This is a genomic window from Maribacter ulvicola (assembly GCF_900155985.1).
Classification (GTDB): Bacteria; Bacteroidota; Bacteroidia; order Flavobacteriales; family Flavobacteriaceae; genus Maribacter; species Maribacter ulvicola.
In genome coordinates this window covers 561,733-576,616 of sequence record NZ_FTMA01000001.1, presented here as the reverse complement: position 1 = coordinate 576,616, position 14,884 = coordinate 561,733, and the positions used below count along the sequence as shown (strand labels likewise).

Genomic DNA, 14,884 nt, shown 5'->3' with positions numbered 1-14,884 from the left:
GTAAGAAAAATCTTGAGTTTGTTACAAGATAATTGAAGATTATATTTCTAAACTACTTAAAATAGACCGTAATTAATTTATCGTTTTAAAGTAAAATGCCCTGTAATTATTTGATTATCAGAATACACATATTTAAACCAATAGTCTGATTCTGGTAGTAAGATACCGTTCGAAGTTCCATCCCATCCTTTTGAATTTGGGCTAATCTGTTTCAAAAGTTTACCATATCTATCATAAATATACACTTGAGATTCTGGATGCAGTTCACCACCGATGATATTCCAATATTCATTACTGCCATCTCCATTCGGAGTGAAAAATCGCTGGTAACCAATAGCTACAACTTCTTCTGATAAGACTCTACATTCTAATAAATCTCTCACAAACATGGTATGCTCACCAGGAAAAACAACAAACTCATTACTGGTTTGATAGTTTTTGCCATCTACCGAATACTCAAAAGGTCCTGTTCCTGTCGCGTTAATTGTGATATCTATCTGATCTGAAAATCCGTTAATCTCAACGGTCATAGTCTCAGGTGCACCAGATGACAATACCTCAAATGATTGGGAATTTTCACAACGTACCCCGTTTGCAGTTTGGCTTACTGTTAATTGATATGCACCTAAATCAGAAACATTAAAATTTCTGGTAGTGTTAAGCTCGATTCCACTAGAATTTTGCCAAGACCAAGACTCAAAATCACCGCCATCAATAACTAAAGCTGGACTATCGGGACAAATAACATAACGTTCATCCAAATTGGGCTGCGGTAAAGGGTTTATGATTATTTCAAAGGATGTAATTGCAAAACAACTTTGTAAATCGGTTCGTTCTACCCGTGCATATATGGTTTCTTGGGCTTGTGAAGTAGAATACACTTCGCCATTAACAGCATTAGAATCGTTTTCGGCATCTGCTTGCGACGTATAATAGCGAACATTAAAATCAGCCGCTGCCTGACTATCTAAAATCTCAACATCTTTTTGGGTTAAATCTATTGACTGATTACCAGTTTCATCATCACAAAGAATTATTGATAATGGAGCTTGTGCAAAAGGAGTATCATTTACGGTAATCTCAAAACTATCGGTAACCCGGCAAGTTGCGGTACTATTATTTTCAATACTATAATATATAGTTTGAGGATTGGACGTGTTTTGATATACATCATTAATATCATTCTGAGCCAAATTCGCTTCGGCTAAAGTTTCATAATAATTAACCGTAAAATCGTTTGCATTTTGGTTTCCTAAGATTTCTGCACTCTTTTGATTCAAATCAAATAAAGACAATTCATCGTTATCATCATCACAAACATTCCAATCTGTGACTATCTGTATTTGAGGGGAATCAAAAACAATTAAATCGAAACTTGTAATGTCATAACAGCTCGAATCCGATGTATTTTGCACCCTTGCATACATACTTTGAATGTAAGCAGTTGTATTTGTAAAATCATTATCGACTTCATTTGAACCACTTTCTGCATCAGCCAACGTAGTATGATATGATATTGCTAAGCTACTTGAATTCTGTGTTCCTATGATTTCTGTTTCCGTATCACTTAAAGTAAAAGTTGCAAAACCATCATTGTCATCATCGCACAACTCTAAATTATTTGGCGTATTCACTACGACTCCTGCACTTACTTCTATGGTAAAACTCTCAGTTTTATAACAATCGGTATGTGAGGTGTTTTGTAGACGAGTAAATATTTCTTCAACAGCTAAAGAATTGGTATAGTTAAGCGGCAGAGGGTTGGTGCCAGCATCAGCATCGGCCTGAGAAGCAAAATAGGCTACATCAAATACAGCCTCATCTTGACCATTAAAAATATCAGTATTCTTTTCAGTTAAATCAAATGTGTAAAATCCGTCAAGATTATCGTCGCAAATAGTCCAATCGGATATAGTTCCTAATGTTGGTTCTTGCTGGGCAAGGATATTGAACTGGGTTGTATCAAAACAAGCTGTATTATTCCTATTGGAAACTCGTGCATAAACTGCCGTACTTCCTAGCGGAAAATCATAATTCAATGCTAACGGATTACTATTTGCATCTGCATCAGTTTGTGATGAAAAATAGGTGACCGTAAAATCTGATGGATTTTGAGTTCCTAAAATTGCAGTATTAAGTGTGCTTAAATCTAAAGTATAGCTATCCTCTGTAACACATACCTCAATATTTGCTTGTGCGACAGCGATAGGAGTTTCTTCTATAGTAATTTCCTTAGTACTAATTTCCGTGTCGGCTCCCGTAGTAACTTCTACTGAAACAGTATAAACCCCTGGTGTGGTATAAACATATGTTGGCTCTTCTATAACCGAGGTATTACCATCTCCAAAATCCCAAGTAATAGCATCTATAGTCTTCGTACTCTTTACTTTAAATTCCGTTGTATTACCAAAGCACAGGTTCTCTACTTCTAAGTTCACCAGAAAAAAAGATTGTATAAACTGTGGTAAACCACTAAGCCCACGTTGTCCACCTAGCCAAACACTTTCACCTATAAAATTACATGCCACACCCTTCTCATCTGGATTCTCGATAGAACTTATGTACAGGTTGTTGAAATTACAGGCATATATCTTACCGTCGATACCCAATTGCAGGCTTGTCAGTGCTACAAGCAAATTGCCACCATTATCATGGACCAGCACTTGTGAACCGGGTATATCGGGTGCTTCTATATCGTATTGGTACAATCTGCTATATCTCGGAAGACCGAGTCTACTATCCACTACGTACAAAAATCTTCCACTGGGAGAAAATTCAACACCATAATACTTTTTGGAAAGATCTTCATCTAATTTTAAAGGGTTACAAATAACACCAGTTGTTGTATTAAAATCAAAAAGTTCGACAAGTCCCATTTTTGGAATACAACCTGCCAGTTTTCTTCCATCGGGTGAAGCTTTTAAATAACCGGCAAAATTCCAATCTCCGTCAGGAAAAGTCCTTCTGTGGGGTTCACCCACATTAGATTCTACAGGAATAGGATTCAAACCTGCCGGAGTAACTAAATATGCTAAATATGCATCACTGTCCCAGCGGTGGGCAAGTACCCAAATATCTCTTCCATTTTCATGCAATACCGCAGTCAATTTCTCAGAAACCATAGGCTCTAATTGCAAATTCTTTTGCGTTGTAACATCTCCTAAACCACCATTTAAATTCATATCTAAAATAGAAAAGTTTAAACCCGGCAAAATAGCGCTAGAAAAAACAGTGAATATGTAAAATAAATTAGGTGACTCTGGTAAGGGTACTACGATTGAAGATTGAGTACTACTTACATCACCAAATAAACCTGTACCATTTGGCATAGCATTATGGTTTCTGTCCCAAACCGTTGATCCGTCTGTATAAAAAAGTAAGTTACCGTTAGAATCTGATACCGTAGAACACCCTTCTTCGGTATTCATCGCACTATCCGTTAAGGCTACGGTAGTTCCAGAATTAAAATCAAGACCCGCATTTTCGCCAAAATACCATATAGCGGCTTCTTTTTGGGCGTGTAAGCCAAACGTAGAAATAATAATGAGGGCAATCGAAATGAACTTTTTCAAGTATAAGTAGGTTTGTTGGTCTTGCGCTAATATAAGAATTACAACATATAGCGTAAGTAAAATACTTCATAGTGTTTATAATGTCGATAAGGAGCATTCTTTATTTAAAATCAATGAAGTTAACCAAGTAATCCTTCCCTCTTCCGTATCATAAACTCTCGCTCCAACCTATTCGTAGTTTTCATCAATGCTTTATCTAAAAAAGAAATCGCCAATTCTTTTTCCCCTATTTGAACATAATATTCCGCATAACAACCATAATATAAATAGGCTCTTTGCCCTAAATCAGAAACATCTATACTATTTAATAGGCGAAGTGTTTTTTCAAAATCACTCAATTGAATACATACTGTAGCATGATTTAATAAGGTAAATGAATTTGGTTCGAACGCATACAGTTGTTCATACCAATAAGAGATTTTTTTCCAATTGGTTTCTTCAAAAGTCTTAGCATTTAAATGTTCTGAAGCAATAGCTGCTTCGTAATGATAAACCGAAGTATCTTCGTACTCTACCGCTTTTTGCATAGCACTATTCCCCATCTTTATCAGGGAAAAATACCACTTGGTACGATTTTGATCTTTAAGGTTAACAATTTGATTATCAGTAGATATTTTACTTTCTAATCGTGCCGTATGAAAACATAGCAAGGCAAAAAGAGCATACAAACTTCCGCTTCTAAATTGCTCTTTTTTCAAAAGAAGTTGACAAAGGCGAATAGCTTCACCACACAAATCTTCCTTGATAAGTCTATCTTGATTAGTAGAATGAAAACCTTCATTGAAGGTCAAATAAATGACTTCCATTACTTGGATCATTCGGTCATGAACAGCTTCGGGATTTGGGTATTTAAATTGAATGTTGTTCTCTCCAATAGATTTCTTAGCACGGGTTAATCTCTTAACAATTGTATCTTCTTTGGTTAACAATGCTGAGGCAATTTCTTTAGTACTGAAACCTGAAATTGTTTTTAGCGCAAAAGCAATTTGTTCGTTAGGGTGTAAATTGGGGTGACAGGCAACGAAAATCATGCGTAACTGACTATCGGCTACTTCATGGTCTAGAAAAAGTTCATCTATTTGTAATGAAGAAGCTCCTGTTGAAATAGTAAGATTTCTATTCTTTTCTGCTTGTATACTCCGCAGAATATCAATTGTCCTGTTCTTGGCAACTCGGTTCAGCCAAGCTTCCGGATTATCGGGAATCTTGTTCCGCCACTGTGAACTTGCTTTTATAAACGTATCCTGTACGGCATCTTCTATGGTCTCTATATAGGACAATCCGAAAAAACGGGTTAAAATAGCGACCATCTTCCCGTAATGATGTCTAAAAAGATGGTCAACTATTTTATGTTCCATATATTTTACTGCTCAAACACCATTACTTCTCTAATTTCTACGGTACCGTCTAAATCATAATCTGGGTAATCTTCTGCTATCTTAACAACTGCATCAGCATTTTCAGCTTGTACAATGTAATAACCGCCAATCAACTCCTTTCCTTCTATTAAAGGAGCATCGGTTACAGTGCGCTTCGGACCAGAAACTCTTTTTACATGCGGAACTAAAGCGTCACCACTTTTCACGATACCTTGAGACATCATTTTTTCATTCCAAGCGAACCATTTTCCCATTCGTTCTTGCAACTGCTCTGGCGACAAACCTAATTCTTGGTAATCTGCACCAATAAAAATCATCATAAAATCTTTCATAATTTAACTGTTTTAGTTTTTACATAGAACTCGCTCTAAGCTCTTATTGTTAACCCCATGACGTTACCGAAATCAAATTAGGGACAATTTTTAGATATATATTTTTAAAAAAGAAAAATTAAGGATTATTTAAACTGAAATACCTGTCAAAAGCATAGAGAAATTCACTTTTTTGACAAATGTCATATGATATCCCAAAAGCATGCTTAATTTTGTAAATCGATTTAAAGAAACGAACATATGTCACATTTTCACCCATTAACGGTAAAACATATTAAGAAATTAACGCCAACTTCTGTTGCTGTTACATTTTTAATACCGAAAGAATTGGCACAGACTTTCACCTTTGTTGCAGGTCAGTACATTACTATAAAAAAGGAAATAAAAGGTAAAGAACTTAGAAGAGCATATTCCATTAGTTCATCTACCGAAAAAGATGGTATTACTATAGGTATCAAAAAAGTAGATAATGGCGGGTTCTCTAACTACGCCAATTCAGAATTAAAGGTTGGTGATACCTTAGAAGTAATGGAGCCAGAAGGTCGTTTTGTTTTTAATACAAAGAAAGACGTTCAAAACATAGCTGCTTTTGCTGCGGGTAGTGGTATTACACCAATCATGAGTATTGTAAAATCCGTTTTAGACAGTAACCCTAAGAACAAATTCGTTTTGGTTTATGGTAACAAGTCTTACGAAGAGACCATGTTCTATACAGATTTAGTGAAACTAGAACTAGAATATGCCAATCGGTTTTTTGTATATTTCACCAATAGCCAAACTCGTGAAGACAAGGCATTATTTGGTAGAATAGACACCTCAACAGTTAACTATGCATTGCTGAACAAACATAAGGATGTCGATTTCGATGGTTACTATCTATGTGGTCCAGAAGAGATGATCCGTTTGGTACAAGACACTTTAATAGAAAATGAAGTGGATAAGGATAAAATCCATTTTGAGCTTTTTACTCCTACAGAGATAAAAGAAGAATTACCTATACAGGCCGATGGTCAAACTGCGGTTACCGTTCTTGTTGACGATGAAGAATTTCAATTTACCATGGACAAGAAAACAGTTATTTTAGATGCTGTTTTGAAAGAAAATATTGATGCACCATACTCATGTCAAGGCGGAGTATGTAGTAGTTGTATTGCTAAAGTAACGGAAGGAAAAGCAGAAATGGTCATGAACCAAATTTTGACCGATAAAGAAATAGCAGACGGATTTATTCTTACCTGCCAAGCTCATGCAACTACACCTACTATTAAAGTAGATTATGATGATGTGTAAGCTAATATAATAATCAATAAAACGGCCGGTTGAATTGTATCAACCGGCCGTTTTTTATTTAAATAGTAGAGACTTCATCAAATTTTCTAACGGCAGCTTCATACCCAATGGCATACGCTTTTTCAATTCCTCTTCTGTCTAATAAACCAATATGCTCTAATTCTTTAGATTCTAGCACAAGGTGGCAATTGTTAATTTTCTGTCGGTTGATAGCGTAAATCATCAACCCGGTTACTCTACCTGTTAATTGAAACGAATTGTTCAGGTGTTTTTTCTCTAATTGAGAAACTACAGATACATTGCTACCAATTACATAATCTACCCTTGGCAACACAGGTTCGGACGGAAAGTTATTCATGATTCCGCCATCGGCATATAATTCTCCTTTATATTCAACAGGGCTAAAGACAGGAGGTAATGCAGCCGATGCCAATAAAGGTTTTATCAATTCACCCTTATTGATGAAAAGCTCTTCTCCTTTCTGCAAATTAGTAGCAACTACATGAAGTTCTCTATTTAATGCGTCAAAACTATCCTCTGGAAAATACTTTTTAAAAGAATTTATATAACTCTCGCTATTCAATAAACCCGGTTTAGCCACCGCAAAGTAATTGTATTTAAAAAGCGGTGTTTCCTTAAAAAATCTAAGCATATCTATAACGGGTTTATCTGCTGCGTACAACGCACCTACCAAAGCACCAATACTGCTTCCGGAAACTACGTTAGCCTCAAGACCAAACTCTTGCATTGCCTTAATAACACCAATATGTGCCATGCCTCTAATACCTCCGCCCGAAAGTACCAAACCTATAGACTTTGAACCTAATTGCATCTATCTAGAATTAATTTCAAAAAAAATGCCAAGCGAATACTATTATCCGCTTGGCATAAAATTAATCAATCAACTACCTAGGTACAAGCCTAGAAGTGTAATTTGGAATAAATACTTTTCAACCGACCAGAACATAATGTAATATAACCCTCTGGAGGGATTAAAGCAGACTATGAATCCAATCCGAAGGCATAATAATATTTAGAACCGTCTTCATAGATTCCTTCTAACATCACCCCGCCTTTTTTGTTCTCTAAAATAACAGCGACATCATCAACATCCTTTACACGTTTACCATCAATATGTGTGATAATAAATCCTGCTCGCATTTGAGTTTCCTTCTTGATTTTACCAGGATATAATTTGGTAACCTGAACGCCACCATCTAAATTAAATTTTTTGGCCATCTCTTTATCCACATTTTCAAAGTCCGCACCTAGAAGATTAAAAACTTCTTTTTCTTCCTTCTTGATAATGTTTGTTCCGCCTTGAGAATTATGAAGCTCTACCTCAAACTCCTTTTCCTTTCCGTTTCTATGAACAACTATGGCTACCTTATCACCAGGTCTTTTACCCGCAATAATTTCTTGAAGTCTTGGTGATGTACCCGTTTCTTTTCCGTTTACACTTACAATAATATCACCAGATACCAAACCTGCCAAATCCGCTCCGCTATCTTCACCTACTTGTTCTACCCATACACCTTTGGTAAAATCTACATCTTTTTCCTTTGCCAAGTTACTATCCATAGTTCTAATAGTTACCCCTAACATACCACGTTGTACGTTACCAAATTTCAACAAATCTTCTACCACCTTGGTAACAATGTTACTAGGAACTGCAAATCCGTAGCCCGTATACGTACCAGTTGTACTTGCTATAGCCGTATTGATACCAACCAGGTTTCCGTCTAAATTCACTAAAGCACCACCACTGTTACCAGGGTTTATTGCCGCATCGGTCTGAATAAAACTTTCAACCGCAAACTTATCTGTATTAATATGAATACTTCTTGCCTTTGCACTTACAATACCCGCAGTAACCGTAGAGTTCAACCCTAACGGATTACCAACGGCCAATACCCACTCTCCTACTTCCACATCATCTGAATTTACCAAAGACATTGTTTTTAGGTTATCTGCTTTGATCTGTATTAGTGCCAAATCTGTAGTTGGGTCAGTTCCAATAACCGTCGCTTTATACGATTGGTTGTTATATAAGGTAACCTCAACCTCATCTGCATTATCTATTACATGGTTATTGGTAACGATATAGCCTTTGTCATTAATAATCACTCCCGATCCTGTTCCAATCCTAGGTCTTGACCGAGCACCATTTGGTGATTGCCCCTTAAACATATCTCCAAAAAACTCTTTAAAAGGATCTGGCAATTCACGCGCACCTTGGTTATGATATGATGATCCTGTCTGAGTAGATTTAATATGCACTACGGCATCTAAAACTTTTTCAGAAGTTTCGGTAAAATCTAAAGGCTTAATATTTCCTTCATTATCCTTCGTATACAAAGCATGTGCACCAGGTACAGATTCTACTACGGTAACCCCGCTCGTTTCTTTTACATCTTGTTTATTCAATTGTATTACTCCATAACTAACTGCTACGGCAATAACCGCTGAGAAGAAGTAAACCTTCCAAGCACTACTGATATTTGTGTTTGATTTCATATATTTAAATTTTTAGAATTCTTCTAATGTCCTAGCAGCAATAGCTATACCATGAATATACCTGCCAATGCTAAAAAATATTTAAATCTCTTTGAAATTTTAAGGCTTTTTTTAGACTAAGTAGTCTGTAACCATAAAAAATGAGCAGATTTAGCATAAAAAATAGGTTCGTTGTCTGAATTTACATCCTGTTTATGGATAATTCAAACGATACTATTTCCTTAATGCGTACTAAAAACCAACCACTTGGTTTAAAACTGACATTTTGACTTAAAGTAAGGCAATTCTTGTTTTTAAAAGATACAATTTATGTATACTTAAAAAACCATTGCCATATTTTTACGTAAGTTTAACAACGAGAAAGAACAATTAATTGAATTCACTGCCTACTGCAATTTTAGTATTTGCCAACTCCGCCAAACAAGATTTGGCGAACAAGCACATTCTTAAAGGTGAGCAATTATTTGATGCTTTAACCCAAACTACTCTTAAAAAGGCCAAAAGAACAGGTTTACCTGTTTTTCATTTTTCAGATGAAAATCAAGTTGGTGCTTCTTTTGGCGAACGTTTTACCAATGCCATTGCTAGTGTTTTTGACAAAGGCTTTTCTAATATTATTACGATTGGTAATGATACGCCACATTTAAAAACCCAGCATCTTAAACATACTGCCAAACAACTGGCAATGGGCAAGACCGTAATTGGTCCTTCTATTGACGGTGGTTTCTATTTATTAGGTTTGCAAAAATCTAATTTTACAGTTGCTGAATTTAAAAAATTGCCGTGGCAACGTTTTAGCTTATACCAGCAAATTTCCTTGTGTTTACAAGAAGAAGCGTCAGAATTAATAAAATTACCTGTTCTTCAAGATTTGGACAACGAACGGGATTTACGATCCATACTATCGTTTTCCGCCGGTCTATCTTCAACTTTATTATCATTAATTGTAAGTCTGTTAAATATAAACAGAAATATATACGCTACTAACCAGAATTACTCCACGCTCTTTCCAAATAGCTTTCCGTACAACAAAGGCTCTCCGGCACTTTCATTTATCTAGCCCTCTTTATCCAAAAGTTGGATAATTAAAAACTCAGTCCAAAGCTATATATGAAACACTTATTACTAGTGTTGACGGTGTTTATGATAAACATGGTCAATGCTCAAGAAACAATTACAGGTATTGTTACCGATACCGATGGAAATACCATACCGTACGTAAACATTATATTAACTGGTACCATAACCGGAACTATAACCAATGAAAATGGTTTTTATACCATTGATGTTCCCAACCTTAACGGTGAAATAGAATTTTCAGTTTTAGGATACGAAACTCAATTAGTTTCAATCAACAATCGCATAACCATCAATATTACTTTAAATGATTCTTCTGAAGTTTTAGATGAAGTGGTACTAACCGCATTAGGCTTAAAACGAGAAACCAAAGAATTGGGTTATGTGGTGCAAAGTCTAGATGCCAAAGGAGTTACTGAAGTAAAATCAGTGAACTTTTTAGACAACCTTTCGGGGAAATTAGCAGGTGTAACCATAAACCAAGGTGCAACCGGCGTGGGGTCTTCTTCAAAAATCACCATTCGTGGCGAAGCATCTTTCTCTAATAACAATCCCCTGTTTATTGTAGACGGAGTTCCTATCAATAATAACTCGGTCTTCAATTTTACCAATGAGGCAGCAGCCGGATTTCAGGAAATAGATTTTGGAAACAGTGCAATGGAGGTAAATCCCGATGATATTGCCGAAGTATCGGTTTTAAAAGGACCAAGTGCGGCTGCACTTTACGGTACAAGAGCATCCAACGGTGTAATCATCATAGAAACCAAAAGCGGGAAGAATACGAAAGGATTGGGCGTAAGCTACAACACTAGCTTTTTTGTGGATTCAGCTTTTCAACTGCCCGATTTTCAAAATGAATACGGACAAGGAAACTCCGGTGAATTTGCTTTTGTAGACGGATTAGGTGGAGGAACAAATGACCTGATTACGTATAGTTGGGGACCACGTTTAGATGTTGGTAATCTTATTCCTCAATATGATAGTCCCGTGACATTGGCAGATGGTACCATTGTTCGAGGTGGAGATACTGCTCTTTACAACGGGAATACCATAACACCGACGGAGTTTAAATCAAATCCTGATAATTTGAAAGATTTCTACGAAACCGGAACAACGTTAATCAATAATATCGCTATTTCTAACGGATTTGATAAAGGAAGCTTTCGACTTTCATTTACCGATTTAAGAAGTGAATCTATAATACCAGGGGTTAATTTAGACCGACAAACTATAAGTACTCGATTAAATTTTCAACCGATTGATAAATTACGCATCAATTCATCTATAAGTTACATTAATTCTAATAGCGACAATAGACCTTCTAATGGTTATGGATCTGAAAATGCTAATTACTCTTTAGTAGCTTGGGGTCCGCGTTCTTTAAACATTGAAAATTTAAAAAATTACTGGCAACCCGGTTTAGAGGGTACACAACAGTATTCGTATAACTATACCTTTTTCGATAATCCGTATTTCATTCTTAATGAAAACAGAAACTCCTTTAATAGAGATCGTGTTTTTGGAAATATTTCGGCCAGCTATGATATTACAAACCATATAACAGCATCTATCCGTACCGGAATGGATTATTCTAGCGAGCTACGCCAATTGCGCAGAGCCTACAGTTCTAACCGATTTGCAAATGGAGGGTATGCAGAACATGATGTTTTCTTTAGAGAAGTGAATACTGATTTTCTTTTAAACTATACCAATCAATTCAATGATTTTAAAGTGGATGTTTCCTTTGGAGGAAATAGATTAGATCAAAAAGCATTTACATCACAATCACAAACTACAAGTTTGGCACAACCGGGTATTTTTAGGTTATCTAATGCAGCTTCACCAATTGAAGTATTCGAGTTTGAATCTAATAAAAGAATCAATAGTTTTTACGGTCTAGCAAAATTTGGTTATAAAAATTTCCTCTTCTTAGATATAACCGGAAGAAATGATTGGTCCAGTGCTTTAGCCACTCCATTTTCGGTAGATAACACCTCGTTCTTTTATCCATCGGTATCTAGTAGTTTTATACTATCAGAAGTGGTTGAGTTACCTAAAGCAATTTCCTTTGCAAAACTAAGAGCAAGTTGGGCGCAGGTTGGTAATGATACAAATCCGTATCAAACTACAGGTGCTTTTGTAGCGCAAACTCCTTTTAATGGTCAGCCAACCTTTAGTAACTCAAACACGATTGCAAATGCGAATCTACAACCCGAGTTAACATCTTCATTTGAAGTAGGTGCAGATGTAAGATTGTTTGGCGACCAGGTTCGTTTTGATGTTTCTTACTATAACGCATTAACCAAAGATCAAATCATTTCTTTGCCTATTGGTATTTCATCAGGTTATACACAACAAGTGGTCAATGGTGGTGAAGTTCGTTCTAAAGGTGTAGAAATTATTTTGGGCATATCGCCGGTTATAAGTCAGAATTTAAAATGGAACAGCACCTTAAATTTTAGCATCAACCGATCTACGGTAGAAAGCCTACCACAAGACGAAGGTCGATTAACTCTGGCATATTCTAGAATTTACGACAGTCAAAACCAAACGGTATTTTTACAGGCAGAAGAAGGTGGTCGTGTGGGTGATCTATACGGAACAGGATACCTTAAGAATGAAAATGGTGATTTTATCTTAACGGATGAAGGCAGATACATTCCTGATAACGAATTGCAAAAATTAGGGAATTACAATCCTGATTTTATGCTAGGCTTCAACAATCAATTTAATTATAAGAACTGGAATATGGGTTTCCTTTTCGACTGGCGACAAGGCGGTATCATTGTTTCTAGAACAAGGGCATTGGGTAATGTTGGTGGTCAACTAGCAGAAACTGCAAACAGACCAGAAGAAGGAATTGTACCAGAAGGCGTTGTAAATACTGGTACTATTGCTAATCCTGAATATATTCCAAATACCGTTGCTGTAACTGCAGAAAGTTACTATCGTCAGTTTTATGACAGAAACCATGAGGAAAACAATACCTATGATGCTTCCTTTTTAAAACTACGGCAAGTATCCATTGGTTATACGTTTGATAATCTTAGTTTTTTCAATCAAGATGCCAGGTTGAGTTTATCTCTAATTGGCAAGAACTTGTTTGCCATTACGGAGAATCCACATTTTGACCCAGAGCAGTTAGCGGTACAAGGACAAGGATTTATAAGTGGTGTTGAAGACATGTCATACGCTACCACAAGAAGTATAGGTTTTAAAGCCGGATTTAATTTTTAAGAAAAAGATGATGAAACATATATATAGCATTCTAATCTTATTGTTGGTCATTGGCTGCACAAAAGATTTTGAAGAAATTAATACGAACACTAACGATCCGGTTACGGTACAACCCAGTCTATTGTTGAGACAGGTTATCTATGACTACGGTGAACAAATGTCTTATGAAGGTTTTACGGCAGGCAATCTGTTAGGTCAATACAGCACGGCTCTTGATTTTAACTTATTTGACAGGCATGATTTAAAATCACCGCAACTGGGAGGAAATCCGTGGCCTATATTCTATCAGAATTTAAGGGATAATGAAATTATACTGAATTTGTCTCAAGAGAATGCTGCTTATACCGTTTATGAAGGTCCCGCAAGAATTATGAAAGCGTACATGGCGGCTGGTTTAACCGATTTATTTGGTGACGTTCCTTATTCAGAAGCATTTAAAGGAGATACAGAAACCGTGACTCCCACCTACGACACTCAAGAATCTATTTATATGGATGAAGGTGGTGTATTCGATAATCTAGATAAAGGAATTTTAGCCATACAGAACTATACAGGAACCATAGCGTTAGAAGGTGATATTTTATTTAATGGCGATTTAGACGGATGGATCCGTTTTGCAAATTCATTAAAGATCAAATATTTAATGCGTGTATCTAACAAGATAGATGTGGCTTCTCAATTACAGACCATAGCAAATGAAGGTAATTTCATTGATACTAATGAGGAAAATGCCATTTTCAACTTTACCGATGGCGAGCCCAATAGTTTTAGACTTGCACAACTTAGGGTTGGTGATTTTAATAATTACGTACTTTCTAAAACGATGGATGAAATTTTGACCGGTTTAAACGATCCACGTATCGCACGCTTATACCAACCTTTTGCCAACAGTCTAGATGGTGAATACAATGGGCTTTTAAACGGAATAGATGCATCTGCCGGTGTATCGTTAGCTGATTACTCTTTATTGGGTACTATTTTCAGAGAGAATACAGGGCTTTTAGACGCCAACTTCATGACAAGTATGGAAACGCATTTTTTATTGGCAGAAGCTGCTCAAAAAGGGTTGATTACTGCCGAAGCTGAAAGTCTTTATAATACGGGAATAACCCAAGCATTTGAATATTGGCAAGTAGACCTTCCTCAAGAATATTTAACGGTGGATGCCAATTTCGCTAATGGAGATGCATTACAAAACATCATCACTCAGAAATGGATTGCAAATAGTATAAACGGTTATGAAGGATGGATAGAATATAGAAGAACAGGTTTCCCAAAATTGAAAACAATTTCCGCTAGTTTGAACAATGATTTAATTCCCATACGCATGCCTTATCCTGCTGAGGAAGAAGCTTTAAATAATGCGAATTATACCGAAGCTTCAAATAACACGGAAGGCAATAGTATAAATGTGGCTGTTTGGTGGGATGAGTAACAAAGTTAGGAGTTAGGAGTTAGGAGTTAGGAGTTAGGAATAAAA

General features: G+C 36.3%; 9 protein-coding genes. 4 read left to right on the top strand and 5 right to left on the bottom strand.

All coding sequences use genetic code 11. The features are described from left to right. Nucleotides 1–77 precede the first annotated feature (77 nt). The 3 genes from BW936_RS02455 to BW936_RS02445 all read right to left on the bottom strand — a co-directional run bounded on the left by BW936_RS02455 (nucleotide 78) and on the right by BW936_RS02445 (nucleotide 5,283). A complete protein-coding gene (locus BW936_RS02455; RefSeq protein ID WP_076546728.1) occupies nucleotides 78–3,572 on the bottom strand; it encodes a T9SS type B sorting domain-containing protein in 3,495 nt (1,164 codons plus the stop codon). A 119-nt stretch (nucleotides 3,573–3,691) separates the two neighbouring features. Continuing rightward, nucleotides 3,692–4,930 (bottom strand): RNA polymerase sigma factor, encoded by a 1,239-nt coding sequence (locus tag BW936_RS02450; RefSeq protein ID WP_076546727.1) that lies wholly within the window; start codon nucleotides 4,928–4,930, stop codon nucleotides 3,692–3,694. Between the two features lie 5 nt (nucleotides 4,931–4,935). Then, complete coding sequence (locus tag BW936_RS02445; protein WP_076546726.1) at nucleotides 4,936–5,283, bottom strand: YciI family protein; 348 nt, start codon at nucleotides 5,281–5,283, stop codon at nucleotides 4,936–4,938. Between the two features lie 240 nt (nucleotides 5,284–5,523). Between BW936_RS02445 and BW936_RS02440 the strand changes: the two genes are divergently transcribed. Then, nucleotides 5,524–6,573 carry a ferredoxin--NADP reductase gene (locus BW936_RS02440; RefSeq protein ID WP_076546725.1) on the top strand — a complete coding sequence of 350 codons (1,050 nt, stop codon included), beginning with the start codon at nucleotides 5,524–5,526 and terminating at the stop codon, nucleotides 6,571–6,573. A 58-nt stretch (nucleotides 6,574–6,631) separates the two neighbouring features. Here the strand turns inward: BW936_RS02440 and BW936_RS02435 are convergent, their stop codons facing one another. After that, entirely contained in the window at nucleotides 6,632–7,405 is a 774-nt protein-coding gene (locus tag BW936_RS02435; RefSeq protein WP_076546724.1) for a patatin-like phospholipase family protein, read from the bottom strand. A 170-nt stretch (nucleotides 7,406–7,575) separates the two neighbouring features. Beyond that, entirely contained in the window at nucleotides 7,576–9,090 is a 1,515-nt protein-coding gene (locus BW936_RS02430) for a Do family serine endopeptidase (protein WP_076546723.1), read from the bottom strand. Nucleotides 9,091–9,463: 373 nt separating this feature from the next. On the opposite strand from BW936_RS02430, the gene BW936_RS02425 reads away from it, so the two are divergent. From BW936_RS02425 to BW936_RS02415, 3 genes are read left to right on the top strand one after another with little or no spacing between them, the layout of a single operon-like run. Then, nucleotides 9,464–10,150 carry a TIGR04282 family arsenosugar biosynthesis glycosyltransferase gene (locus BW936_RS02425; protein WP_076546722.1) on the top strand — a complete coding sequence of 229 codons (687 nt, stop codon included), beginning with the start codon at nucleotides 9,464–9,466 and terminating at the stop codon, nucleotides 10,148–10,150. A gap of 50 nt (nucleotides 10,151–10,200) precedes the next feature. After that, nucleotides 10,201–13,404 (top strand): SusC/RagA family TonB-linked outer membrane protein, encoded by a 3,204-nt coding sequence (locus BW936_RS02420; protein ID WP_076546721.1) that lies wholly within the window; start codon nucleotides 10,201–10,203, stop codon nucleotides 13,402–13,404. Nucleotides 13,405–13,414: 10 nt separating this feature from the next. Beyond that, entirely contained in the window at nucleotides 13,415–14,839 is a 1,425-nt protein-coding gene (locus BW936_RS02415) for a SusD/RagB family nutrient-binding outer membrane lipoprotein (protein WP_076546720.1), read from the top strand. The last annotated feature ends 45 nt before the right edge of the window (nucleotides 14,840–14,884 follow it).